The organism is Amycolatopsis sp. NPDC003676, from assembly GCF_053587275.1.
Window position 1 is genome coordinate 1 of the sequence record NZ_JBSFNS010000117.1, and the last position, 24,031, is coordinate 24,031.

21 protein-coding genes are annotated in these 24,031 nt (G+C 70.8%); 14 read left to right on the forward strand and 7 right to left on the reverse strand.

The window, feature by feature from the left end:
- The first annotated feature begins 21 nt into the window (after positions 1-21).
- A complete protein-coding gene (locus tag ACWDNU_RS38395; protein WP_449672461.1) occupies positions 22-516 on the forward strand; it encodes a hypothetical protein in 495 nt (164 codons plus the stop codon).
- A gap of 75 nt (positions 517-591) precedes the next feature.
- Here ACWDNU_RS38395 and ACWDNU_RS38400 read toward each other — a convergent pair whose 3' ends face one another.
- The 5 genes from ACWDNU_RS38400 to ACWDNU_RS38420 are packed head-to-tail and all read right to left on the reverse strand — an operon-like array spanning position 592 to position 3,608.
- Positions 592-966: a hypothetical protein gene (locus tag ACWDNU_RS38400; protein WP_370937578.1), complete on the reverse strand. Its 375-nt coding sequence runs from the start codon at positions 964-966 to the stop codon at positions 592-594.
- Positions 963-1,901 carry a metallophosphoesterase family protein gene (locus ACWDNU_RS38405; protein ID WP_370937579.1) on the reverse strand — a complete coding sequence of 313 codons (939 nt, stop codon included), beginning with the start codon at positions 1,899-1,901 and terminating at the stop codon, positions 963-965. The genes ACWDNU_RS38400 and ACWDNU_RS38405 overlap by 4 nt, the downstream gene beginning before the upstream one ends.
- The gene (locus ACWDNU_RS38410; protein ID WP_449672462.1) at positions 1,898-2,305 is read right to left on the reverse strand and encodes a cupredoxin domain-containing protein; all 408 of its coding nucleotides are present in this window, start codon (positions 2,303-2,305) and stop codon (positions 1,898-1,900) included. The genes ACWDNU_RS38405 and ACWDNU_RS38410 overlap by 4 nt, the downstream gene beginning before the upstream one ends.
- 38 nt (positions 2,306-2,343) lie before the next feature.
- Positions 2,344-3,030 carry a Rieske (2Fe-2S) protein gene (locus ACWDNU_RS38415; RefSeq protein WP_449672463.1) on the reverse strand — a complete coding sequence of 229 codons (687 nt, stop codon included), beginning with the start codon at positions 3,028-3,030 and terminating at the stop codon, positions 2,344-2,346.
- A complete protein-coding gene (locus ACWDNU_RS38420; protein WP_449672464.1) occupies positions 3,027-3,608 on the reverse strand; it encodes an RNA polymerase sigma factor in 582 nt (193 codons plus the stop codon). Before ACWDNU_RS38420 ends, ACWDNU_RS38415 begins: the two co-directional genes overlap by 4 nt.
- 114 nt (positions 3,609-3,722) lie before the next feature.
- Here ACWDNU_RS38420 and ACWDNU_RS38425 point away from each other — a divergent pair, with 114 nt between their 5' ends.
- The gene (locus ACWDNU_RS38425) at positions 3,723-4,994 is read left to right on the forward strand and encodes a vanadium-dependent haloperoxidase (RefSeq protein WP_449672465.1); all 1,272 of its coding nucleotides are present in this window, start codon (positions 3,723-3,725) and stop codon (positions 4,992-4,994) included.
- An 84-nt stretch (positions 4,995-5,078) separates the two neighbouring features.
- Here ACWDNU_RS38425 and ACWDNU_RS38430 read toward each other — a convergent pair whose 3' ends face one another.
- Positions 5,079-6,326 carry a hypothetical protein gene (locus ACWDNU_RS38430; protein WP_449672466.1) on the reverse strand — a complete coding sequence of 416 codons (1,248 nt, stop codon included), beginning with the start codon at positions 6,324-6,326 and terminating at the stop codon, positions 5,079-5,081.
- A 561-nt stretch (positions 6,327-6,887) separates the two neighbouring features.
- Between ACWDNU_RS38430 and ACWDNU_RS38435 the strand changes: the two genes are divergently transcribed.
- Positions 6,888-8,009, forward strand: a complete 1,122-nt coding sequence (locus tag ACWDNU_RS38435) for an FAD-dependent oxidoreductase (RefSeq protein ID WP_449672467.1) — start codon at positions 6,888-6,890, stop codon at positions 8,007-8,009.
- Between the two features lie 60 nt (positions 8,010-8,069).
- On the opposite strand, the gene ACWDNU_RS38440 is transcribed toward ACWDNU_RS38435, so the two are convergent.
- The gene (locus ACWDNU_RS38440; RefSeq protein WP_449672468.1) at positions 8,070-11,186 is read right to left on the reverse strand and encodes an amidohydrolase family protein; all 3,117 of its coding nucleotides are present in this window, start codon (positions 11,184-11,186) and stop codon (positions 8,070-8,072) included.
- A 333-nt stretch (positions 11,187-11,519) separates the two neighbouring features.
- Between ACWDNU_RS38440 and ACWDNU_RS38445 the strand changes: the two genes are divergently transcribed.
- The 11 genes from ACWDNU_RS38445 to ACWDNU_RS38495 all read left to right on the forward strand — a co-directional run bounded on the left by ACWDNU_RS38445 (position 11,520) and on the right by ACWDNU_RS38495 (position 23,927).
- On the forward strand, positions 11,520-13,682 hold the full coding sequence (locus tag ACWDNU_RS38445) for an MGH1-like glycoside hydrolase domain-containing protein (RefSeq protein ID WP_449672469.1): 2,163 nt from the start codon (positions 11,520-11,522) through the stop codon (positions 13,680-13,682).
- A 301-nt stretch (positions 13,683-13,983) separates the two neighbouring features.
- Positions 13,984-14,481 carry a YbaB/EbfC family nucleoid-associated protein gene (locus ACWDNU_RS38450; protein ID WP_449672470.1) on the forward strand — a complete coding sequence of 166 codons (498 nt, stop codon included), beginning with the start codon at positions 13,984-13,986 and terminating at the stop codon, positions 14,479-14,481.
- Between the two features lie 20 nt (positions 14,482-14,501).
- Entirely contained in the window at positions 14,502-14,831 is a 330-nt protein-coding gene (locus tag ACWDNU_RS38455) for a hypothetical protein (RefSeq protein WP_370937590.1), read from the forward strand.
- Complete coding sequence (locus tag ACWDNU_RS38460; RefSeq protein ID WP_449672471.1) at positions 14,831-15,958, forward strand: hypothetical protein; 1,128 nt, start codon at positions 14,831-14,833, stop codon at positions 15,956-15,958. Before ACWDNU_RS38455 ends, ACWDNU_RS38460 begins: the two co-directional genes overlap by 1 nt.
- A gap of 110 nt (positions 15,959-16,068) precedes the next feature.
- Entirely contained in the window at positions 16,069-16,650 is a 582-nt protein-coding gene (locus ACWDNU_RS38465) for a hypothetical protein (RefSeq protein WP_449672472.1), read from the forward strand.
- Between the two features lie 190 nt (positions 16,651-16,840).
- The gene (locus ACWDNU_RS38470) at positions 16,841-17,197 is read left to right on the forward strand and encodes a hypothetical protein (protein WP_449672473.1); all 357 of its coding nucleotides are present in this window, start codon (positions 16,841-16,843) and stop codon (positions 17,195-17,197) included.
- A 56-nt stretch (positions 17,198-17,253) separates the two neighbouring features.
- The gene (locus ACWDNU_RS38475) at positions 17,254-17,577 is read left to right on the forward strand and encodes a hypothetical protein (RefSeq protein ID WP_449672474.1); all 324 of its coding nucleotides are present in this window, start codon (positions 17,254-17,256) and stop codon (positions 17,575-17,577) included.
- A gap of 457 nt (positions 17,578-18,034) precedes the next feature.
- Positions 18,035-18,472, forward strand: coding sequence for an acyl-CoA thioesterase (locus ACWDNU_RS38480; RefSeq protein WP_449672475.1), 438 nt, complete (start codon positions 18,035-18,037; stop codon positions 18,470-18,472).
- 378 nt (positions 18,473-18,850) lie between these two features.
- A complete protein-coding gene (locus ACWDNU_RS38485) occupies positions 18,851-19,684 on the forward strand; it encodes an SIS domain-containing protein (protein ID WP_449672478.1) in 834 nt (277 codons plus the stop codon).
- Positions 19,684-20,505 carry an ROK family protein gene (locus ACWDNU_RS38490; RefSeq protein ID WP_449672476.1) on the forward strand — a complete coding sequence of 274 codons (822 nt, stop codon included), beginning with the start codon at positions 19,684-19,686 and terminating at the stop codon, positions 20,503-20,505. Before ACWDNU_RS38485 ends, ACWDNU_RS38490 begins: the two co-directional genes overlap by 1 nt.
- Before the next feature lie 284 nt (positions 20,506-20,789).
- Positions 20,790-23,927 carry a TIM-barrel domain-containing protein gene (locus ACWDNU_RS38495; protein WP_449672477.1) on the forward strand — a complete coding sequence of 1,046 codons (3,138 nt, stop codon included), beginning with the start codon at positions 20,790-20,792 and terminating at the stop codon, positions 23,925-23,927.
- Positions 23,928-24,031 lie beyond the last annotated feature (104 nt).

Sequence of the window (24,031 nt, forward strand, 5' to 3'; positions counted from 1 at the left end):
GGCAGTTCGTGGACGCCGTAGATGTTCATGCCGGTCCGCAGCGGGATCTCCTCCGGCGGGACCGCGAGCGCGAGCGTCGGCGAACGCCTCGGCCAGGTCACCGACCTGCGGCAGCTTCTCGCGCTCGGCCGCGCCCTGCATGCCGACGAACGCGCCCAGGGCAATGTCACGGTGCTCGCCCAGATGCTCGCCGGCGCGCAGGCCGACCCCAAGCTCGCCGAAGCGACCGCGACGGCGCTGCAGCTGTGGATCGCCCCGATCGAGGATGCCCTGACCAGGTTGCTGGCCGGCTCCCCGGTATCCGAGGTGATCGACACGCCGGGCCTCGCCCGCGCGGTGAGCGCCGGGTTCGTCGGACTGGAGCTCTACGAAGGCGTCGACCCGGACGGGGCCCAGTCCGCCCTGGACGCGCTCGACCGGCTGGCCGTGCTCATCGAAGTGGTCGACGACCTCGGACCGGTCGCACTCCGCGCGCTGCGCGGCAAACTCCGCAGAACGACCAAGAAAACGCGGTAGCCCGAACGCCGCTCCGCGAGGCCGTGAACCCCGAAACGCACCGCGGGCCTGCCGCTCGCGGTGCGCCGCCGGAGTTCAGGCGCGGGCCGTCCGGCGCATCCGGTACAGCGTGACCGCCACCAGGACGAGCACCGCGGCTTCCGCCAGAACGCTCAGCAAAGCCTCCGGCGCGGGCTGGAAACCCCGTTCGGAGAAGCCGAACAACCCGGTCGTCCGCGAAAGCACGAAGCCTCCCAAGGCGCCCGCCGCCAGCGCGGCCGCCGCCAGGCGCAGCAGGAAGGGACCGCCCACAGCCACCAGTACGGCCACTGCGAACGCCGCGGAAGCCTGAACGAGGAAAGACGGCCCGATCACCGGGATCACGCGATAGCCGCCGATGTACAGCTGCGCGTGGAGATAGCCGCTCACCGCGAGGCACACCGCCGTCGCGAGGCGGAGGACGACGTTCATGCCAGCTTCACGTCCTTCACCGCCAGGCCCGGCCCGCCCGGGCGGTAGGACACCTCGCGGATGCCGAGCGCGTCCTTGAGCTTGCCCGCGGGCAGTGTCACCGGAGTCGGCGCCGGCCGCGTTCCCGGCTGGGGCAACGGATACGCGGTCGTCGTCGCGCTGTGGAAGGTGATGTTGCCTTCGGTTTTCGTGAACAACTGGTGCACGTGCCCGTTGAGGCAGGTCACCGACGAAAACCGCCGCAGGTACGAGAGCGCCTGGGTCGCGTCGTCGGTCCCCCAGCCCCACGTCGGGTACATCGCGAACAGCGGGATGTGGCTGAACACCACGATCGGCGTGTCCGAACCGAGCTTCGCGACGTCCTTGCGCACGAACTCCAGCTGATCCGGCCCCAGATGGCCGAGCTTTTCCAGGCTCAGCGTGTTCACCAGTGCGATGAAGTGGACGCCCTTGACGTCGAAGCTGTACCAGCCGTCGCCCGCCGTGCCCGCGCCGAAGGCCTTGCGGTACTTCTGGCCGGCGTCGTCGATCGAGTCGTGCTCGCCGGGCACCGTCGACACGTGCCCGGTGTCGAGAGTGCTCATCATCTGCTTGACCTGGTCGAATTGGGCGGCCGTCGAAAGGTGGGTCAGGTCGCCGGTGTGCATGACGAAGTCCGGGCGGTACCCGAGCGCGTTGATCTGCGTGATGGCCTCGGAAAACGACGACTCGACGGCCATGTTGGCAGGCCCGGTGAAGCCGAGGTGGCTGTCGCTGACCTGGACGAACCGCAACGCGTTCGGGTCGTCGAGCGCGGCGGCGTCGCCCGGCGCGGCGATCCGGCTGATGACCTCGCCGCCAGTCACGGTCAGGACCACGGCCGCGCCGAACCACGCCGTGTGGCGCAGGAGCTGGCGCCGGGTCATCCCTTCCGGGCTGTGGTCGTCTTCGGTCACGGGGTCACCGTCACGGTCGCTGTCATGAACGGGTGGATGGTGCACAGGTACTCGAACGTGCCCGGCGTGCTGAATGTGTACTGATAGGACTGTCCAGTTTGGAGGGTCGGCGAACGCAGCGGGCCACCGGATCCCTGGCTGGTGACCGTATGCGCGTCCTGGTCCTGGTTGGTCCAGGTGACGGTGGTGCCCTTCTTCACCGTCGTCGCGGCGGGCGCGAACGCGAAGTCCTTGATGGCCACAGCATTCGCCGTCGAGCTGGCGGCCGCGGGCGGTGACGGCGTCGGCGTCATCCCGGGCATCGACGCCATGGGCGTGGCGGCCGGAGGCGGCGCGGCGGGAGGCGACGCGGCGCAGGCCGTCAACGCCAGCGCGGCCGCGGTGATGAGCAGGAAGTGTTTCACCCCAACGGATTTCCTCATACCAGGAATACGCGCGGGGGTTACGCTCCCTCCCCCGGCACCAGGACCTCGACGACGCCGCCGGCCTCGCGCACCACCAGGTGCGGCAGCGGCGGCGGGGTCACCGGCAGCTGATGTGTGAGGACCGCGCCGTCGACGGCGAACGACGTCCGGTGGCACGGGCAGTTCAGCCGCCGGGCCGGCGCGTCCAGGTTCAGCCGGCAGCCGAGGTGCGTGCACGTCGCCGAAACCGCGCGCACCTGTCCGCCGGAGCGCTGTAGGAACCCGGCGACAGCCCCGAAATCGAACGGCAGCACGCCGCCTTCGGGCAGGTCTTGGGCCGCGACAACAGCTCGCCACTGGCCGTTCTCGGGTCGCAGAGTCTTCTCTTCCGGGGGCGCGGCGGCCGGTTCTGCCCCGGACGTCACCAGGTACTCGACGCCAGCGCCCGCCGCGGCCGCCACCGCGGCGGCCGACGACACCTGGATGAACCGGCGCCGGTTGCCGCCCCGCACCGGCTCGGGTTCGGGTTCGCGCAGCGCCTGGGCGAGCCGGCGGTGCAGCGCGGCGACGAACTCCTCGCTCGCCGCCGCACCGCCGGGCCGGGCGGCGCGCAGCAGCACCGCGGTGCGCAGCTCGGCCTCGTCGCCGGGGCCGGCCTCGAACGGGCGCGGCCGACGCCGGCGCAGGAGGTCCTTGACGAACCGGCGGACGCCTCGAGTGCTCACGTCTCCATCCCTTCCGCCAGCTGGGCCGCTTGGCGCAACGCGCGGTGCTGCAGCACTTTCGCGTTGCCGACGGTGGTGCCCAGCTCGGCCGCCGCCTCCTTCAACGAACACGCCTGCAGGAACCGCAGGCGCAGGATCCGGCCGTAGCGCTCGGGCAGCTGCGCGAGGATCGCCTCCGCGCGGGCGAGCACGCCCGGGTCCACGGTGTCCGCTTCGAACGCGGCGACGTCGCGCTCCTCGTCCAGCGCGGTGATCTCCCGGCCGAGCGTGCGCCGCCAATGCCCGGCCAGCACCGTCCGCGCGGTGGCCAGCAGGTACGCCCGGACCTCGCCGACGCTCGCCGAGACCCGCAGCGGCCGCAACGCGGTCAGGAAGACCTCCGTGGTGAGGTCCTCCGCGTCGGGCCGGTTGCCGACCTTCGAGAACATCAGCCGGAACACGCGGTCGACGTTGTCGCGATAGACCGCCTCCCAGTCCGGGTAGACGTCCGCGCCGACCGCGTGCAGCCGCGCGCGGGGCGCCGCGCCCGCTTCGTCCTGTTCGGCGCGTCTGCGCCGGAACCGCTGTGCCACCGGCACCGCCCGCCTTCTCCCCACCGGTTTCTTCCCGCCACCAGAGGGATACGAACCGGGGTTACGCCGTAACCGAAGACCGTATCTGTGAGCGGAGTTCCCGACGACCCGAGGAGCGAAATGACCGCATCGATGTCACGCCGGCACCTGCTCGTCACCGGCGGGGCGGCCGCCGCCGTACTCGCCACCACCGCCTTGCCACGGCCCGCCGCCGCGGCGGCGCCGATCCGGCCGGGCGGCGCGGACGTCGTCCTCGCCTGGAACCGCGAGCTGCTGGCGATCGTGCGCACGCCCGGCCTCCAGCCCGCGACCGTGCACCCGACGCGCAGCTTCGCGCTGCTGCACGCGGCGATGCACGACGCCGTCGTCGCAACGGCCGGCAGCGGGCATCCGTACCTGTTCACGCTCGAGGTCCGGGGCCACGCGGCACCGGAAGCGGCGGCCGCGCAGGCCGCGCACGACGTCTTGGCCGCGCTCTACCCCACCCGGTCCGCGGAATTCGCGAGCCTGCTGGCCGGGCAGTTGAGCGGCATCCCGCCGGCCGAGCGCGACCGCGGCGTGCGAGCCGGACGGTTGGTGGCCCGGTTGCTGCTCGCCCTGCGCGCGGATGACGGCTCCACGGCGGTCCCGCCGGTGCTGACGCCGGGCACAGCCCCCGGGCAGTACCGGCCGACGCCGCCCGCCTTCACGCCCGCGGTATTCACCCACTGGCCCGCCGTGACGCCGTTCGTGCTCGACCGGGCCGGGCAGTTCCGGCCCCGCCCCTACCCCGCGCTGGACAGTGCCCGGTACGCGAGAGCGTTGAACGAGGTCGCCGCGGCGGGCCGGGACACGAGCACCACCCGCACCGCGGACCAGACCGTGCAGGCACGGTTCTGGGCGGCGCCGATCTGGAACTACTGGAACGAGATCGCGCAGTCGGTCGTCGGCGGTTCGCGCGGCAGCCTGCTCGACGCGGCCCGGGTGTTCGCACAGCTGAACCTGACCTTCGCCGACGCCGTGATCGCGTTCTACGAAGCGAAGTACCACTACCGGATCTGGCGGCCGATCACCGCGGTCCGCCTCGCCGCCGACGACGGAAACCCGGCGACGGACGGGATCCCGGACTGGTCGAGCCTCGCCACCACCCCGGCGGATCCGGCGTATCCCGGCGCGCACAGCGTGATCTCGCAGGCGGGCGCGCAGGTCCTGCGCGAGGAGTACGGGCCGCGATGGGCGCTGGAGGTCAAGTCCGAGGCGCTGCCGGGGGTGGTCCGGCGGTTCGGCACGTTCCAGGACGCGGCCGACGAAGCGGGGTTGAGCCGCATCGTCGCGGGCGTGCACACCCGGCTCGACCACGACGCCGGCCGCCAGCTTGGCCTCGATGTCGCGGAGTTCGTTCTGTGCTCCTGACCTTTCGCGGCTGAGGACAGTGCCGTCCGAGCTCCGTTCGTGCTTCGCCCGGCGCGCCTCGCGGTTGAACTCGACAGACGACGCTCAGCCTCCCGCCCGGCGTTGGTACACCTGTATTCGACCGCCGGAATTGGTGGTCACGCCAAGAACGGCCACGTTTCCGCCGACGTAGTCCGGCAGCTGAACATCGGGCGAAGGGGTTACCTGCCCGGTGTTCAGCGACACGCTGGCATGCTGTCCCCGGACGGTGCCGTAGGCGGTCCCGGAGGTGTCGACGGCGGCAAGGTCGGCGTCGCCGGGCGAAGCGGGCTCCGCAAAGCAAAAACCGCGGCGAGCCACCACATCGAAACCCGCTCCCGCGGAGACCACGTACCTGTTGTCCGAGGAAGCCGAGTAGTCGAGCGTGCCGCCGCCGTCGGTTTTCGGTGGCCGGCAAGTCGCGCGTGCCTGAACGTGGCCAGTGCGCGCGTCGAGAAGTGTCCACTGTGCACTGGCGGAACCGGGTGCCGACGACGCGGCGAGCACTTGGCCGGTCGGCAGGACGGTCGCGGAGAGGTCCGCGTCCGCGGCGGCGAACCACGCTGCCGGAACCCAGAACGCGCCGGTGCCTTTGACCAGCGGGCCGCTCGCCGTCATGCCGACTGCCCGGGCGTGGTCCGCGCACTCGCCGCACGGCCGGGGCGGCCGCAAGCCCGCACTCTGGTCGGGATATGTCGTGCTCTGCCCGGTAGTCACGTCCACCACCGTGGTGGCCGCGTCCTGTCTTCCGACAACCAGGCCGTCGCCGTGCCCGGAGGAAACCCGCTGCGCTCCGGAGACGGCTATCTCCCGGGCGGGCGCCACCCGGTCGCCCCGGCTCGCGGCGTCGTACACGTAGAGCCGGGTCCGAGCGGTCTTCGGGTCCGCGATGCTCAGGCCGGCGTACTCCTTGCCGTCCTTTTCGGTGAACAAGGCCGACCGCTGAGTGAACGCGCCCGAGGGATAAGGAATCGGAGCGGTTTTCCAGCGGACCGCGCCGGTCTTCTCGTCCCGCGCGACGAGATACGACTGGGAACCTTGGAGAGCGAGAGCGTGGAACACCACCACGCCCGCACGCGGAGCCGCCACCGAACCCATCACCCCCGCACGACCGGACGAGTCCTGAAGCGCCCACCCGGTGCTGCCGTCGAACTCGGCCGGGACCGATGCCCGCCCCGCCGGAACCGGGCTCGCCGACAAGGATTCCTCGACCGAAGCAGACGGGTCCGGTTCCCACAGCCGCCGCACCCCTGGCACAAACACCAGTGCCAGCGCCAAAATCCCTAACCCCGCCGCCGCTGTCTTCGCCCTCATCGACCCACCCAGTCCCGAATCCTCGCCGACCCGCAGTTCCGGACCGTACCAATCGCATCGCCCGATCACGGCCCCGGCCGGTTCCCGCCCGCCGCCGGACAGCCGCGACGTCCGCTCCGCGGGCGACACCGGTTTCGCTCCGCACCTCAGCGGCACAACGGGCGGCCCTCCCGCAGGCAGCGAGCGGTGCAGGCGGCGACCCGGCGTGCCCGCTGCTCGGGGCAGCGCCCGGCACTGTCCGGCGGGACCGCGGAAACGCGTCTCGCCGATCTCGGCGAAGCCGGACCGGATCCGGCGGCGGGTCTCCCTGTTTCCTGAACGCCGCGGCGACAGGCCGTCCAGGGCGGCTGAGACGGACCGGACCGAGACCGTCGCCGGATGCTGAGCTATAGTGGCAGCGTCGCGAAAAACGATGCTCCAGGGTTCAGCCCCCGAGCATCGCGCACACATCGACGCAGACGTTTCTGCTCGGTCAGCGGCTCCTTGCCGGGATCGGGTCTTCCCGCCCCTTCCCGGAGATCACCCTTGCCAGCGCAGGCTGGCTCGACAGAGGAGCGCACCATGCAGAAGTCCGTCGCCATCATCGGAGCGGGGCTGGGCGGCCTGACGCTCGCCCGGGTGCTTCAGGTCAACGGCGTCGCCGCGACGATCTACGAGGCCGAGGCGTCGGCGACCGCCCGCACGCAGGGCGGTTTGCTCGACATTCACGAAGAGACCGGGCAAGCGGCTCTCCGCGCGGCCGGTCTGTACGACGAGTTCCTCGGCCTGGTCCGCCCGGGCGAGGACGCCAAACGCGTGGCCGACCGCGCCGGCACGGTCCTGTTCGACCTGCCCGGGGATCCCGGATCGGCGCGCCCGGAGGTCGATCGCGGCGAACTCCGGGACCTGATCATCGAGTCGCTCGCGCCCGGCACCGTCAAGTGGGGGCACAAACTCGACTCGATCCGGCGCCGTCCCGAGAGCGGCTTCGACCTCGTCTTCGCAAACGAGGCGGCCGCGCACGCCGAACTGGTCGTCGGCGCGGACGGCGCCTGGTCGAAGGTGCGCCCGCTGCTCACCCCCGCAGAGCCGCTCTACAGCGGAACCAGCTTCATCGAGATCGGCTTCGCCTCAGGCGCACCGGACCACCGGGCGAGTGTGGAGGCGATCGGCAGCGGCACGCTGATGGCGGTCGAGCCGGGCAAAGGCATCATCGCCCATCGTTACGCCGACGGGCGCGTATCCGGCTACGCGGCGCTGAACAAGCCCGAGGAGTGGACGAAGTCGATCGACTTCGGCGACCCGTCCGAGGGCCTGCGTCAAGTCGCGGCCGAGTTCGCCGGCTGGTCGCCGCTGCTCACCGCGTTCGTCACCGAAAGCGACGTGGAGCCACGTCTCCGGCCCATTTACGCCCTTCCCGTCGGCATCGAGTGGGACCGGGTGCCCGGCGTGACGCTCGTCGGCGACGCCGCGCATCTGATGTCCCCCTTTGCCGGCGAGGGCGCGAACCTCGCCATGTACGACGGTGCCGACCTGGCGGGCGAACTGGCCGGGCAACCCGACGTCGAGGACGCGCTCGCCGCCTACGAGGATCGGCTGTTTCCGCGCAGCGGCAAGGTCGCCGGCGTCTCGGCACAGAACCTGGAGAACTTCTTCGGCCGGGAGGCGCCGCACAGCGTGGTCGCCCTCTTCGATCGCTCCTAGCGAGCCGGGCAGCGGCCTGGCCTCGGCGCCGCGAAACGCCGAGGCCAAGCCGAAAACTCGCTAATCGCCGGTGCAGCAGGACGTGCGGGCGCTCTCCACGTAGTGCGGGTCGTGCCACCAGAACGCCGCGTTGTCCGGATGATCCGGAACCGGCGTCAGCCGCGCGCTGGCCGGGGCGGCCGGGTTGGCCGACGCGAACGGGGCGAGCAGTTCGTCCACTGTGTGCACGCGCCCGCTCGCGAGGACCTGGCGGACGTCGGCGGCGGCCTTGATGTCGGCGAGCGGGTCGCTGCCGAGCACCGCCAGGTCGGCGTGACAACCCGGGGCGACGCGGCCCAGCGGCTCGCCCAGGACGTCGCCCGGGATGCTCGTCGCGGTGATCAGCGCTTCGTACGGGGTGAAGCCGTAGGCGACCATCGCGCGCAGGTTCATGTGCGTGCTGACCGCGGTGTGGTCGATCGGCGAGTCGGTGCCGGTGACGATCCGGCCGCCGCCGCGCAGGATCGCCGCCGCCTCTTTCACTTGGCGCGCCAGGCTGTTCAGCGCAGCGGTCTGGTCGGCGGTCTTCGCGGCCTCGGCGGTCTTCTGCAGCGACTTGTACTCCCACGCCGGATACAGCGTCCGCACCCGCCGGTCGGCGACCAGGCTTTCGTCGTCGCGGAACAGCGCCGCGGCGGCGAACAGCGTGGGCGTGCGCGCGGCGCCGCGACGCAGGAACAGGGCCACTACGTCGTCGTATCCGGCACCGAGCAGGGAGTACGTGCGGGAGTAGCCGAACCGGCTGGTGGCGCCCATGTGCTCCATGCCGTCGCCGCCGAACGCGAGCGCCGGGTAGTGGTAGTGCGAGGTCGCCGGCAGCCGCCGCTGGTGCCCCCATTCGATCACCCGGCGCTGCATGTCCGGGCTGAGCCGCACGTAGGCCTTGAGCAGGTCGTAATCCAGTTTCCCGGCCCGTTCCAGCTCGAGTTCCAGCTGCCGCTCGTCGAAGGTGGGCCGCATGAAGTTGTAGAAGACGCGCGAGCCGTCGATGGCTTCGCCGGTGGCGAAGAACCGGGGCCCGAGCCGGGTGCCGGACTGGATCGACTCCCGCTCCTCCACCATGTGATACGCCGGGCTGCCCGGCGATCGGGTCGTGGTGAACCCGAGCGACAGCCACAGCCTGCCCTGCCGGTCGCCGTAGCCGTAGCCCTGCATCTGGCGGTGGTTGTGCATGTCGACGAGCCCGGGGATCACCACGCCGTCGCGCGCGTCGACGATCTCGCCGTCCAGCCCGCTGCCCGCCGGCTCCACCGCAGCGATCCGGCCGCCGTCCACCACAATGTCCACGTTTGTGCGCGAAGCACGCGAAGTGCCGTCCCACATCCGCCCGGCGCGCACGATCACCCGGCCGCGGTTGCGGGCGTTGGTCCAGGTCAGGCGCGTCGGCACGGTGCGCGGCGCGCCGCCGGCCGCCGCGATCAGCCGCAACCGGCCGTTGTTCAGGTACAGCAGGGTTTTCGAGTCGCCGCTCCAGCTCGGCGCGTCGGTGACCTCGTCGGTGATTTGCCGCGGCGGGCCGGCGCGGGTGCCGTCCGGGTGCACGTCGATCACCCACAGCACGCTGGCCGCCGCGAACGCCATCTGCCGCCCGTCCGGCGACCACACCGGGCCGTCGTCGCCGCGGGTCTGGATGGACCGCTCCGGCAGCGGGTCCACGTAACGGCCGGCGCCGGTTTCGGTGTCCACCAGCAGGATCTTGTTCAGCCCCTCGCGGAACCGCGTCGAGTACGGCTTCACCGCGGCGAGTGCGATGACCTTGCCGTCGCGCGACCAGGACGGGCGGCCCGGCTCGAAGACCGCGGTGAACACCTGCCGCACGGCGCCGGTCGCGACCTCGACGGTGTGCAGCGCGCCGGTCTGGTCGAGGAACGCGATCCGGGCGCCGTCCGGGGACCAGGCGCTCGACGTCGCGGCCAGCTCGGGCAGGTTCGTCAGCTGCCGGTCCTGCCCGGTCTTCAGATCGCGGATCCACAGGTCGAGCGTGCCGCCGCGATCGGTGGAGTAGACCAGCCTGCCCCCGTCGGGCGAGAACGCCGGGTCGCATTTCCACCACGCGTCGCGGGTCAGCGGGCGCGGCAACCGGCCCAGCTCCATCAGGTAAAGGTCGTTCAGCGCGCGGAACACGACCCGGCCGCCGTCCGGCGACAGCACCGGGCTGCCGATCCCGGCCACGGGTTTCGGGGTGGTGGAAGAGAAATCCCGCGGACGCGCGTGCAGCGGCCCCTCGGCGACGGCGACCGGAGCGCGGAACGGGATGTCCGTCGCCGCGCCGCCGCCGAGTTTCCGCCGCCGCAGCGCACCGTCGGCGGTGTAGAGGAATTCGTCGGCGCTGAACCAGGAAACCCGGAACGGGAACACGTCCTCCCCGGTGAACAACGGTTTCCCGGCGCGCGCCAGCTCCACCGCGGCGGGCGGCAGCGGCGCCGGGCCGCCGGCGACCCGGGTGTAGACGACGTCCTTTCCGTCCGGAGTCCACATCGGACTGTGCAGCACCGCGCCGGGTTCGCTGACCAGCGTGGAACGGGCGCCGTCGGCGAGGGAGACGACGTCGACGCGTTTCCCGCCCGCGACGAACGCGAGTCTCGACCCGTCCGGCGACCAGGCCGGTTCGTACTCCTCCGCCGGGCTGTCGGCGATCGCCCGGCTGGTCCCGGAGGCGACGTCCAGCACCCGGATGCCGTAACTGCCGCCTTCGTCGGAGGAGTACGCGATCGAGCGGCCGTCCGGGGAAAAGACCGGTTCGCGGTGATCGAACGGCCCGCCCGTCAGCCGCCGCAGGCCGCTGCCGTCGGCCCGGATCGTCCACAGGTCGAAGGCGCCTTCGCGATAGGACTGGAACACCAGCGTCGTGCCGTCCGGGGACCAGGACGGCAATCCGATGTCGAAAAGGTCCCCGGTGAGCTGTTTCGCCGTTCCGCCCCGCGCCGGCAGCAGCCACAGCACGCCGAGCAGGTCGATCGCGACGGTCCGGCCGTCCGGCGACAGCTGGGCCGCCACATTCGTGCCCTGCCGGACCGAAAGAGGTTGGCTGGCAGAGTATTCCGCCCGCGCGCCGGATGCCAGTCCGGTCGCGCCGAGCCCCACCGAGCCGGCCGTTCCCGCTACTCCGGCCAGGAAACCACGCCTGTTCACCGTCATCTGCACCCCCAGTGCACCGCAATTCGATGATCTGGCACACCCTAACGGCGCTTGCTCGCGTTCCAGCCGTGATCATCCTTTCGGCGGTACGCCCAGCTGCCGCACAGCGACGGACACCGTCTCGGCGGCAGGTCGCGCCCCGCGCACCCGGGCCGAGACGCGGAACCGTTCGGCCGGACCAAGATCGCGTCCGGTCCGGGCGTGTCGCCGGCCAAGCGATATCGTTCCCCGTCGATGCGGAGAAGCCGCGTCCGCCACCGTCGCGGCTGCTGGCGGGGCCGGGGGTGCCGCGGCGCTTCCGGAGGGTCGATTCCCTTGCTCAGGAAGGTGTTCATGTTCCGATTGCGCACAGCTCTCGCGGTGATCACCGTCGGCGCCACGCTCCTTCTCCCGCCGCCCGCGGTCGCGTCCGAGCCCGCCGCGTCCTACGCGGACGTGCTCGACTTGCAGGGCGTACCCGCTTCGGCGCTGCCCGGCTCGGCCGGCGGCGATGTCAGCGATATCAACGTGTTCGCCGATCGCGGCGCATGGCACGCCTACGCGCTGCCCAAAGCCGGGGACACCGCTTCCTACGGTGCGTTCACCGGACCGCTGTACCTCGCGCAGGAATACCCGTGGTGGCTGAGCGCCGGTTTCAGCCGGCTCACCCTGAGTGAAGCCGGGCGCCCGATCAACCTCGCCGACGCTCGCAACCCGGCATTCAGCTCGCTGCCCGGCACGCTGCGGCAGAGCTTCGAGATCGACGGTCTGCGCGTCGTCATGGAACTGCGCTATGCCAGCAACCGCACCGCACTGGTCCAGGCCACCGTGGAGAACACCGAACACCGGCCGCGGTCGGTCCGGACAGGCTGGAGCGGCACGCTGCTGCGGCCGGACGCCGGACCCCAGCACGACGCTCCCCGGCTCTCCGCGACCAAGGACGGCGTCGCGGTCGGCTTCGCCGAGGTGCGCGAGACGAACGACTACCTGACCGACGGCACCGAACGGTTCCAGGTCGCCCACGCCGATCCGGTGACCACCACGGTCACCGGCGACACGTACACCACCACGAGCGACGCGCCCCTGGTGCTCGGCCCGCACAGTCGGCGAACGCTGACCTGGACCGAGTCCTACACCTTCACCCCCGCCGAAGCCGCCGCCGACGCGCCGACGGCGAGGCGCGCACTGGCTCAGCCGTGGCGCACCGTCGCCGAGGACGACGCCCGCTGGCACGGCTACGTCGCGGCGGCCACGCGCGGCGTTCCGCCGGACCGGCGGCGGCTGGCGGTGAAGTCCGTCGAAACGCTGGTCACCAACTGGCGCAGTCCGGCGGGCGCGTTGAAGCACGACGGCATCACGCCCGCGATCTCCAACAAGTGGTTCAACGGCCTGTGGGCATGGGACACCTGGAAGCAGGCGGTCGGCACCGCCGTGTTCGATCCGGCGCTGGCCGAATCCCAGATCCGGTCCATGTTCGACTACCAGGCGACCGCGGCGGCGACGGCCCGGCCGCAGGACGCCGGGATGATCCCGGACGCCGTCTTCTACAACGACCCCGCCCGCGGCGGCGGCAACTGGAACGAGCGCAACTCCAAACCGCCCCTGGCCTCCTGGGCGGTCTGGTCGGTCTACCAGCGCAACGGCGATCTCGGGTTCCTGCGCGAGATGTACCCGAAGCTGGCCGCCTACCACGCCTGGTGGTACCGCAACCGCGACCACGACCACAACGGCCTCGCCGAGTACGGCGCCACCGTCGATCCGGCCAACGCGACCGCGGAGGACAAACGCCTGGCGGCGGCGTGGGAAAGCGGAATGGATAACGCGCCCCGCTTCGACGCGAAGCTCGGCGCCACCGTCGTGGACAACATCTCGCCGACCGGACAGGTCGTCGGTTCGTCGCTCGCCCAGGAATCCGTGGATCTCAACTCCTACCTGGTGCTGGACAAGAAAACCCTGGCGCTGATCGCCGACCGGCTCGGCGACCACCAGGCCGCCCGCTCCTACCGCGCCTCGGCGGCCGATGTCGCGGCCGCCGTCCAGCGCACCATGTTCGACCCGGCCACCGGCTGGTTCTACGACACGGAACTGGGCACCGGCCGACGGCTGACCGCACGCGGCAAGGGAATCGAAGGCGTCATCCCGCTGTGGGCCGGCGTCGCCACCCCCGGCCAGGCGGCAGCCGCGCGGAAGAACCTCCTGTCCCCCAGCGAATTCGACACCCGCATGCCGTTCCCGACCACCTCGGCGAGCTCGCCGTACTACCAGCCGACCGGCTACTGGCGCGGCGCGGTGTGGCTGGACCACGCGTACTTCGCGCTGGCGGGCCTGCAGCGCTACGGATACGGCGCCGACTCAGCGGCACTGGCCGGCCAGCTGCGCTCGAACGCGGGCGGCATGCTGGGCAACGGTCCGCTGATGGAGAACTACAACCCCGCCGACGGCGCACCGATGAACTCACGCGGCTTCAGCTGGTCCGCGGCGATGCTGCTGGCGCTCGACCACCCGCAGCCAGCCTGAGATGTCCGCCCCGGTCGACGAGCTTTCCTAGCTGAGCAACGGGAAAACCCGGCAGGTCCGCGCTGCCCGACCGTTCACCGGCCCAGCCACCGCGACAGCAGCCAGGCGAGCAGCGGATCCGCATCACCATCCCGTACCCCGTGCCCAGCGCGCATCGTGCGGCACAACGGGCCGAGAGCGGCGTCGTGCACGCACGGAAACCGCCCGGTGATGCTGCGCGATCTTCTCGATGCCCGCTCGGCTCACCCACGCATCTGGCACAATTCGGGCGAACGCCGACGCACCGCACAAGGGAGATGGGATGTCCGCCCACATCGACGAGCTGATCGCCCAGTTCGAGAATTTCCAGGCCAAGGTGCGGCAGGCCGAGGCGAATTTCGCCGGGGTCGGCGACATGCAGGAGCGGATCGCGCAGGTCGAGAACGCCGTGACCTCGCCGGACGGAGCGGTCACGGTGGTCGCGGGCGCCGGCGGGACAGTGACCGACATCCGGCTCGCCGCCGGCGCCGCGCGCCTCGACCCCGCGCAGTTGTCCGCGCTGATCATGAGCACCCTGCGCCAGGCGGTCGCCGGAGCCGTCCAGCAGCAGGCCGGGATCGTGGACGACGCCTTCGGCGACGCGTTCGGCGTCAACACCTCCGAACAGGTCCGGCAGGCGCAGGCGGAAGCTTGGGGAACCGAGGCGGCGGAACCCGCGTCGGAGCAGCAGACTCCGCAGCAAGCGGCACCCCGGCGCCGCCCCGGGCCGCGGGACGACGACGACTATTTCGACGACAACTCCATTCTCCGCCGCGACTGAGCCGACTGAGGGGCTTCTCGATGGGAAACATCCAGACGAACGTCGACGCGATCGCCGGGTACGTCCGGCAGCTCCCCTACTACGAGCAAGAGGGAGCCAAGTTCGGCGGCAAGATCGACGCCGCCGACGTGTCCGACCAGGCGTGGGGCGTCGTCGGCGCCTTCGCCAAGCAGGGCTACACCGACCGCCTGCACGAACTGCGCTCGCTGCTGGGCGAGATGCAGGACGGCGTGGACGGTTTCATCACGAAGCTGAACAAGGCCGCCGAGATGTACCGGGGAGCCGAGGACGCCGGGAAGGTCACGTTCGGCAAGTACGAGGCCGAAATCGACGGGGGGAAGCAGGCCTGATGGCGAAGGAAAAGAAGAGCATCGCGGACACGCTGAACGTCCAGCCGTACGACGAGAGCACGGGCGCGAACCTCGATCGCGCGGCGGGGTACGTGCCGGTCGCCGGGACGGTCTACAAGGCGGGCAAGTCGATCGCCGGGCACGCCCAGCAGGCGGTCCAGGCGGACAACCCCGGCGAGCTGGCTTCGGCGGGCGCCGCGCTGGTCGGCGACGGGGCGAAGTTCGTCGGCGCGGCCGCCGGCGACATGGTCACCTTCGCGATGGACCCGATCGGCTGGCTGGTCGGCCACGGGCTGAACATGCTGCTCGAACTGGTCCAGCCGCTCCAGGACGCGTTGCACCAGGTCACCGGCGACGGCCCGGCGATCGGGCACGCGTCGGAGAACTTCTCCGCGATCGCGCAGGGCTTCGTCGCGCTCGCCGACGATTTCGAGCGGACCGGCGACACGGCGCTGGCCGAGTGGGTGGACGACGCCGGCAACGCGGCGAAGGAAGCGCTCGGCGACTTCTCCTCGGGCATCCGCGGGGTCGGCTCGGCCGCCGGTTCGGTCGCCGAGGTCCTGCAGATGTGGTCGATGGTCATGGTGGTCATCGAAGAGGTGATCAAGGCGATCATCACCGAGCTGGTCTCCTGGCTGATCACCCTCTGGCTGCCCGCGCTCGCCGCCTCGGTGATCAGCTTCGGCGGCTCGGTCGCCGCCGCGATGACCGCCTCCATCGCGAAGGCCGCCAGCGTGCTGGCGAAGGTCACCCGCTACCTCGGCAAGTTCGGCAAACTGCTCGAGACGTTCATGCAGTTCCTGGTCAAGTTCTCGGGCAAGATCGAGGTCTTCACCCGGAAACTGCGCGTCGGGGTCATGCCGGGCGAGACCAAGTTCGGGATCGGCGCGGCCGCGCAGGGCTTCCAGCCGAGCAACCGGGTGCTCACCACGGCGTTCGGCACTTCGGTCGGCGTCAAGCCGTTCGTCGCCGGCGCGGGCGTCAAGGCCGGGATCGCGGTCGGGAAGTCCGGGTACGCCGAAGGCAAGGACGCCGTCACCCCCGAAGGAGACGAACCGTGGTTCGACAAGAGCAAAATCGGCGGGGACAAGAGCCCGGAGGAGACCCGCGGGAACCTCGACATCTAGCCGGCCCGCCGGAGGAGATCGCCCAGTCGGCGCCCACCGCGGGCAGACGGCAGGCGGCGCGGAAGATTCTCGAGCATCAAGAGGGTCTCGACCGCAAAACCGAGCAGCTCATGGTCCGTCCCGGGTTCCGGGAGCGGGTCGAGGAGATGATGCGGGGCCAGTGGCGCGAGCCGGTCGTCGCGCTGCGGCTGAGCGACGACAAGCTGCGCTTCGACGTGCCCGGCAGACGCCGCGACGGCACCGTCGAGGGGCAGGGAGTCGTCCGGCGGTTTTTCTGGAACATTCTGCGCGGCGCCGGCCGGGCGGCATTTCTGGTGTTCGCCGTGATGAACAGCGACGGCAGCGGCGGCGGCGCCAAGGGCAAGCGGGCGGCCGACGTGCAAGGTCCCGCGAACGCGATGGCGCTCGACCTGACCGACCGCCTGCGCAAGCTGGGCGGTCCGTGGCTGGTGTTCTCGCCGTCGTGCGTCGCCGTGGTGGACACCGGATCGACGATCGCCGACCCCGCCGGCGCGCCCCCGCCGCGGATCGTCTGGCAGGCACGCACGCCGCAGACGCCCGAGATCAAGTTCCGCGCGCAGACCCTGATTTGGCCGGACGGCTCGCGCTTCACGTTCCCGCTGTACAGCCGAACCGAGGCTCAGCACCTGCGGCAGTACTGCGAGTCCCTGGACGGCCGGAACCAGGGGTGAGCGAAGCAGCGACGGCCTGACCGGTTTCGCTGGCCAGGCACGTCCCCCGGCTGCCGGTGCGCCTGCGGGAAACCGGGACACGGCGGATTCCGCTCCCCCATGGATTGAGTTCTGGCTTAAACCATCGCGGCCCGCTTTCTCCGTGCGCGAGCATTGACTTCCCGACAGGGGCTCGGAGAAGGGGGTTTCAATGCGAGGAAAAGCCGGTGTGCTGCTGGGCGCGATTGCGGTTTCGCTCGCTGTCACCGCGACAACGGCGGAGGCGACCGGCACTCGCGCAGCTTTCGCATTCTGCCCGCACGGCTCGTTCTGCATCCGGGACGACAGCGGCTACCCCGGCCGGGAGCTGTCCTTCTCGGGCTGCGACTTCCACGAGCTCCCGAATGGCTTCACCCGGAGCGGGTCCTGGGTCAACAACCAGGCGGACCACCGCACGACCTCGTTCTATGGCAACGGCGGAAAACTCTTGTACACCACGCCGCCCGCCTACTCCGCCGACCCGCACGCCGACTGGCATGCCGTGCGGTTCCTCCGGAACAACTGCTGACCGAGGAAAGGGGATCCACCATGACGACAGCCCTTAACCGAAGAAAGAGACAGCGTGTGCTCAGCGGCGCGGTGGCGGCCGCCGCCGCGGCGACGGCTTTCACGCTGGGCACGGCGCCGGCGGAGGCAGCGAGCGGGTGCACCACGCTGTACGACGGGCACAGCGGCAATTCGCACGTTTGCAAGACCTGGAACGCGACCGGCGGCGGCTATTACAAGGGATCCTGGTCGATCGGCGTCACCACGTCCTACACCTATGTGCAGTTGTACAAAGACGGCAGTGTCAGCAACGCGAGCGGGTCGCGTGGCAGCTACTCGCACGTCAAGCACTTCTATCTGCGAGCGTGCAGCAGCTTCGGCGGCTGCGGCGGGTGGTGGTAGCCGTGCTCCGGCAAGGCCGCGATCGAAGACTCCGGCGGAGGTCGGCCGCCGCCGGTGCGGCAATGCTGTCCGTGCTGGGCACCGGAGTCCTCGGCTTGGCGGGAGTGCCGGAGCCGGCTGACGCGACGCCAGCCATCGGGCACTGCCGGACTTGGCATGACAGCAACACCTTCGGCGCCTCTTGCACGGGCGGCGGCAGGGCCGCCTATCAAGCCGTGGCCGTGTGCAACAACGGGAAGGCTGTCGGAGGTCCCTACGAAGGCGGAGAGAGCGGAAACTGGAGCTACGCGTACTGCACCAGTGTTCATTCGTCGCTCAAACGCGGCTACGTGCAGTGGTATGTATAGCCGCGCGCGCCGATCGGCGTCCGGCCGGTCATCGACTTGACCGGCCGGACTCCCCTGCCGAGCAGCCGCGCGACCTCGTCCTCCGCGGCGCACTGGGGAAGGGAACCGACGTGAACCAAGGGCCGACCGTGGACCGCGGGCACTTGCAGCCGGTCTTCGTGCATTTCGACGATCTCGACTCCATGGGCATGGTCCACAACGCCCGCTACGGGCTGGTGGTCGAGCGCGCCCTCACGACGTTCTGGGACGCCAAGGGATACAGCTACCGCAACGGCGAGCTCGGCCACCCCGACGCGTCGGTCGGGGTCGCCGAGTTCGCGATCACTTACCGGGCCCCGATTTTCGGCACCGGGCCGGTTTACGTGCACCTCGTCGTCGATCGCGTCGGCGAGACCAGCGTCGGGTATGCGTTCAAGGTGCTTTCCGATACGGGCGCCATCCACGCGGAAGGCCGCCGGGTCCACATTCGCTTGGACCCTAAGACGTTCCGGCCCGTGGCGTGGGCGCAGGAAACGCGGGATATCTACGAAAGCCTTGCCGCTTCCTGAGTTCGGCTACGGAATCGTCAGTACATCTCCACCCTGCCGAGCGCGTTGTCCACAATGGACTCACCTAGTCCGCCGCCGTCGACCGGCCGTACCGTTCCAGATTGCCGGACAGCCGCTTCGCCATCGGATCGGCTCCTCCGCCACCGCCCAGTTTGGCGAAGCGGAGCGGCCGTCGAGCACAACAGACGCACCAGATGCTTGAAGATGACGTAAATCGCCTACTTCACTCATAAACGATCGTCTACACTGAGGCCCCCGCTCACGGACCGAAGGGCCTTCATGACAGAGCCGTCCTCCCCTGAGTCCTCCGCGACCAGTGCGGCCGCCGCGCCGGGGTCCGGGTCCTTCGTATCCGCCGAGCTGGCCTCCCAGCCGCAGATGTGGCTCGCCGCGGCGGACGTTGCCGCGTCGGCGGCCGACGCGTTGCCGCAGCCGGGCGAGCGGGTGGCCGTGGTCGGGTGCGGCACCAGCTGGTTCGTCGCGATGAGTTACGCCGCCGCGCGGGAGCAGCGGGGGCTCGGAGTCACTGACGCGTTCGCCGCGTCCGAGTACCCGGTCGGCCGCGAGTACGACCGCGTCGTCGCGATTTCCCGGTCCGGCACCACGACTGAAATCATCGAGCTGCTGTCTGCGCTTGCCGGGCGGCCCACCACGCTGATCACCGCGGTGGGCGACGGACCTGCGGCTTCGGCCGCGGCCGAGGTGGTCGCGCTGCAGTTCGCCGACGAGCGCTCGGTGGTGCAGACCCGTTTCGCCACGAGCACGCTCGCGCTGCTGCGCGCCGGCCTCGGCGACGACGTCGACGAGCTGGCGCACCAAGCCGGGCGCGCGCTGCTGGAACCGGTCGACGACCTGCTCGACGCCGAGCAGGCCACCTTCGTCGGGCGCGGGGCCGCAGTCGGCATCAGTTGCGAGGCCGCGCTGAAAACCCGGGAGGCGGCGCAGTTCTGGGCCGAGGCCTACCCCGCGATGGACTACCGGCACGGCCCGATCGCGATCGCGCAGCCCGGCCGGCTCGTGTGGTCGTTCGGCGAGACCCCGGAGGGACTGGCGAGCGAGATCGCCCGCACCGGGGCCCGGTTCGTGCACCACGACCTCGACCCGCTCGCCGGACTGGTCGTGGCGCAGCGATTCGCGGTCGCGCTCGCGCGGCGGCGCGGGCTCGATCCCGACCGACCCCGGTCCCTGTCCCGTTCGGTCATCCTCGCGTGATGGCCGTCCTCGGCATCGACGTCGGCGGCACGACCGTCAAGATGCGCGTGACCGACGGCCGTTCCGTGCTCGCCGAATGGCGCGAACCGACTCCGTTCGGCGATCCCGCGGCGCTCGCCGATCTGGTGGCCCGAGCCATCGCGCGCTATCCGGTCGACGGGGCGGGGCTGGTCGTCCCGGGGATCGTCGACGAGCGCGCCGGGCGGTGCGTCCAGGCGGTCAACCTCGGCTGGGAAGACGTGCCCGTCCGCGACCTCGTCGCCGCCCGCCTCGACGTCCCACTCGCTTTCGGGCAGGACGTCCGCGCCGGCGCGCTCGCCGAGGCCCGCACCGGCGCGGCGGCCGGAGCACCGGGGCCGGTGCTGTTCGCGCCGGTCGGGACCGGGTTCGCGACCGCACTCGTGGTGCGCGGCGAGGTGCTCGACGCGAGCCCGTGGGCGGGCGAGGTCGGCCAGATCCGGCTGCCCGACGGCCGCCGCGTCGAAGAGGTCGCGTCGGCGTCCGGGCTCGCGCGCCGCGCCGGGGCCCCGGACGCGGCCACCGTCGCCGCGCGGGTTCGCGACGGAGATCCCGCGGCGGTCGAGGCGTGGGACGAGTGCGTCCGTGCGCTCGCGGAGCCGATCGCGTGGGCCAGCGCCGTGGCTGGGTGTTCCACCGTGGTCGTCGGCGGCGGCCTCGCCGAAGCCGGACCCCTGCTGCTCGACCCGCTTGCCCGCGAGGTCGCGCATCGGCTCGGGACGCTGCGGGCGCCCGCGATCGTCCAGGCGCACCACGGAGATCGGGCCGCCGTCGTGGGGGCGACGCTGCTCGCGCTGCGGTGATCGCCCTCGCCCGGGTGCTGGACATACAGCAGTGCCCCAGCGGCAAGGGCGTGAACGTCGCGCATGTCCTTGCCACGCCGGGCATTCCGGTGCGCGCCGTGCCGCCGCTCTGCAGTGACGTGGGCCGCTGGCTCGGCCGTCCCGCGGTGGCAACGGAGACGGCGCGAGCTCCGGAATCCGGATACCGACGGAAGTCTGCTCCACCGGTTCAGCCGGTGACTTCGCTGCCCGAGTGCGCTATACAGAAGCGCCCTGTGCATGTTAATGCGCAAGAAAGGTATGCAATGAGCAGATTTACGCATCCGCTCCGATCCCTGGCCGCAGTGCTGGTCCTGCTGGCCGTCGCGACCCCCGCCACCGCCCACGCCGCTGCTGCCCCGGCCGGGCAGCTCGGCGACCTGACCGGCCTCTCCGCCGACGGACCGGCGACCACCTTGACCGCGGGCGCCGCGGCCGTCCGGGTCAGCTTCCCGGCCGAGGGCGCGGTCCGGGTCTGGCTCGCGCCGGACGGTGACTTTACCGATCCGGCGGGCAGCAAGATCGTGTTGCCGAACGGAAAAGCCCCCGTGGTGCCGACGCGGACAGACCGAGGCTCCTACTGGGCTCTCAGCACCGGAAAGGCCACGCTCCGCGCCTACAAGCACCCGTTGAAGTTCGCCCTCTACGACGGCGCGGACCGCAAGCAGCTCTGGGCCGAGTCCGCCCCGCTGTCCTGGACCGGGGACACCACCACGCAGACGCTCGCCCGCGGCACCGCCGAACAGTACGTCGGCGGCGGCGAGCAGAACGGCCGCTTCAGCCACCGCGACCAGACCATCAAGATTTTCGCCGACGACAACTGGAACGACGGCGGCGCGCCCAACTCCCAGCCGTTCTACGCCTCGACGGCCGGGTACGGCGTGCTGCGCAACACCTTCGCGCCGGGCAGCTATTCGTTCGCCGCTCCGGTCCGCACAACGCACGACGAACGCCGCTTCGACGCCACCTACGTCGTCGGCGACGGGCTCAAGGACGTCATCTCCGGTTACACCGACCTGGTCGGCAAACCGTTCCTCCCGCCCATTTACGGCCTGGAGACCGGCGATTCCGACTGCTACCTGCACAACGCCAACCGCGGCGAACGGCACACCCTCGACGCGGTGAAGGTCGCCGAAGGCTATCCCGAGCACGGCATGCCCAACGGCTGGATGCTGGTCAACGACGGCTACGGCTGCGGCTACGAAAACCTGCAGCAAACCGGCGAAGGCTTGCGGGACAACAAAATGCAGCTCGGCCTGTGGACCGAGAACGGCGTGCCCAACCAGGCCGAGGAGGTCAAGGCGGGCGTCCGCGTGCGCAAACTGGACGTCGCCTGGGTCGGCCCCGGCTACCAGTTCGCGCTCGACGCCTGCGACACCGCGCACAAGGGCATCGAGGACAACAGCGACGCCCGCGGCTTCGTCTGGCAGCCGGTGAGCTGGGCCGGCGCGCAGCGGTGCGGCGTGCTGTGGAGCGGCGACCAGTCCGGCTCCTACGACTACATCAAATGGCAGATCCCGACCTACGCGGGCTCGACGCTGTCCGGCATCGCCTACAACACCGGCGACATCGACGGCATTTTCGGCGGCTCCCCGCAGACCTACGTCCGCGACCTGCAGTGGAAGTCCTTCCTGCCGGTCGCGATGACCATGGACGGCTGGGCTTCCTCGGACAAGCAGCCCTGGCGCCAAGGCGAGCCCTACACCTCGATCAACCGCAAGTACCTGCTGCTCAAGGAACGGCTGCTGCCCTACACCTACAGCTACTCGGTCCAGGCGCACCAGACCGGCGTCGGCCAGGTCCGGCCGCTGGCGCTCGAGTATCCCGGCGACCCGAACGCGTGGACCGACAAGGCCAAGTACGAATTCCTGTCCGGCACCGACTTCCTGGTCGCCCCGGTCTACGACAGCTCCTCCGTGCGCAACGGCATCTACCTGCCCAAGGGAACCTGGGTGGACTACTGGAGCGGCAAAACCTACACCGGTCCGACCACAGTGGACGGTTACGACGCGCCGCTGGACAAGCTTCCGCTGTTCGTCCGCGGCGGTGCCGTGGTGCCGATGTGGGCGGAGGGCACGACATCCTGGCAGACCCGCGACAAGGGGCAGCTCGCCGTCGATGTGTACCCGCAGGGCAAGGGCAGCTTCACTCTCGCCGAGGACGACGGCGTCACGCGCGGCTATCAGCGCGGCGAGCAGGCCCGGCAGACGTTCACCGTGGACGCGCCGCAGTCCGGGCCGGGCACGGTGACCGTCGGGATCGGCGCGAGCACCGGATCCTACCCCGGGAAACCGGCGGCGCGGAACTACCAGCTGTCCGTCCACACGGGAACGAAACCGGCGGCGGTCCTGGGCGGCCACGGCGTCCTGCGGCAGTACGCCAGCAAGGCGGACCTGGACAAGGCCCCGTCCGGCTGGTGGTACGACCCTGCCGCGCGAGGCGTCGTGCGGGTGAAGACCGGCTCACTCGATTCCGGTGCCACCCAGGACATCCGGCTGCTCGGGGCGAGCGCGGTCGGCGGATTCTTCCCTGCCGACGACAACGCCTCGGTGCGGCTTTCCGCCCCCGCGACAGCCGCTCCCGGCCAGGCCGTGTCGGCCACCGTCAGCTTCACCAACAGCACTCCGCTGCCCGTGCGTGATGTCGCATTGTCGTTGCAGGGCAACGGTTTCCATGCGGACGTTTCGCAGGCACCGGCGCTCGTGTGGCCGGGCCAGACGGTGCAGGTCCCGGCGCGGCTCACGCCGGACGCGGGGTTGCACCCGGCGGACTACGAGCTGACCGCTACCGCGAAATACCAGGCCAGGCTGGGCACGCACGAAGCGGCGGGGTCGGCGATGGTCACGGTGCCGTACGCGACTATGGCCGCGGCGTACGGAAATGTCGGCGTCACTGATGCGGCACACGTCGCGAACGGCGACCTCGACGGCGGCGGCAGCAGCTTCCGTGCGGAGGGCCTGGCCGAAGCGGGCCTGAAACCGGGTGCGTTGTTCACCGCTGACGGCGCCCAGTCGACGTGGCCTCAGGCTGGTACCGGGACGCCAGACAATGTCGTGGCGGGCGGCCAGACTGTCGCAGTGCAGGGCAGCGGTTCGAAGCTGGTTCTGACCGGCACCGGGACCGGGTCCGCCGCGCACGGCACGGTCGTCGTCCGGTACGCCGACGGCAGCACGAGCCAAGCCGACCTAGGCTTCCCGAACTGGTGCTGCTCCGATCCGGCGAAGTACGGCGCGACTACGGTCGCCTCGGTGGCCGGGAAGAACACGAAGGCCGGGCCGGCTTATCCGACGGTGGCGTACCGGGTGTTCGCGAACTCCGTCCCGCTGACGCCGGGAAAGCGAGTCGTCGCGCTCACGCTGCCGTCGAACTCGGCACTGCACGTGTTCACCGCCGCGATCGCCTGAACCATCGGCGGGCGGCGGGGTCGCGGTTCGTGAGGGGAACCCTGAGGGAATCTGATTCCCTCAGGGTTCCCCTCACGTACCTCAAGGTGGGGCGATGCTTCAGC

Excerpts from the sequence above, each read along its gene's own strand:
- ACWDNU_RS38485 (WP_449672478.1), top strand. The coding sequence starts at position 18,851 with ATGTGGCTCGCCGCGGCGGACGTTGCCGCGTCGGCGGCCGACGCGTTG.
- ACWDNU_RS38490 (WP_449672476.1), top strand. The coding sequence starts at position 19,684 with ATGGCCGTCCTCGGCATCGACGTCGGCGGCACGACCGTCAAGATGCGC.
- ACWDNU_RS38400 (WP_370937578.1), bottom strand. The coding sequence starts at position 966 with ATGAACGTCGTCCTCCGCCTCGCGACGGCGGTGTGCCTCGCGGTGAGC.
- ACWDNU_RS38440 (WP_449672468.1), bottom strand. The coding sequence starts at position 11,186 with ATGACGGTGAACAGGCGTGGTTTCCTGGCCGGAGTAGCGGGAACGGCC.
- ACWDNU_RS38455 (WP_370937590.1), top strand. The coding sequence starts at position 14,502 with ATGGGAAACATCCAGACGAACGTCGACGCGATCGCCGGGTACGTCCGG.
- ACWDNU_RS38425 (WP_449672465.1), top strand. The coding sequence starts at position 3,723 with ATGACCGCATCGATGTCACGCCGGCACCTGCTCGTCACCGGCGGGGCG.
- ACWDNU_RS38445 (WP_449672469.1), top strand. The coding sequence starts at position 11,520 with ATGTTCCGATTGCGCACAGCTCTCGCGGTGATCACCGTCGGCGCCACG.
- ACWDNU_RS38435 (WP_449672467.1), top strand. The coding sequence starts at position 6,888 with ATGCAGAAGTCCGTCGCCATCATCGGAGCGGGGCTGGGCGGCCTGACG.
- ACWDNU_RS38470 (WP_449672473.1), top strand. The coding sequence starts at position 16,841 with ATGCGAGGAAAAGCCGGTGTGCTGCTGGGCGCGATTGCGGTTTCGCTC.
- ACWDNU_RS38460 (WP_449672471.1), top strand. The coding sequence starts at position 14,831 with ATGGCGAAGGAAAAGAAGAGCATCGCGGACACGCTGAACGTCCAGCCG.
- ACWDNU_RS38465 (WP_449672472.1), top strand. The coding sequence starts at position 16,069 with ATGGTCCGTCCCGGGTTCCGGGAGCGGGTCGAGGAGATGATGCGGGGC.
- ACWDNU_RS38450 (WP_449672470.1), top strand. The coding sequence starts at position 13,984 with ATGTCCGCCCACATCGACGAGCTGATCGCCCAGTTCGAGAATTTCCAG.
- ACWDNU_RS38395 (WP_449672461.1), top strand. The coding sequence starts at position 22 with ATGTTCATGCCGGTCCGCAGCGGGATCTCCTCCGGCGGGACCGCGAGC.
- ACWDNU_RS38495 (WP_449672477.1), top strand. The coding sequence starts at position 20,790 with ATGAGCAGATTTACGCATCCGCTCCGATCCCTGGCCGCAGTGCTGGTC.
- ACWDNU_RS38430 (WP_449672466.1), bottom strand. The coding sequence starts at position 6,326 with ATGAGGGCGAAGACAGCGGCGGCGGGGTTAGGGATTTTGGCGCTGGCA.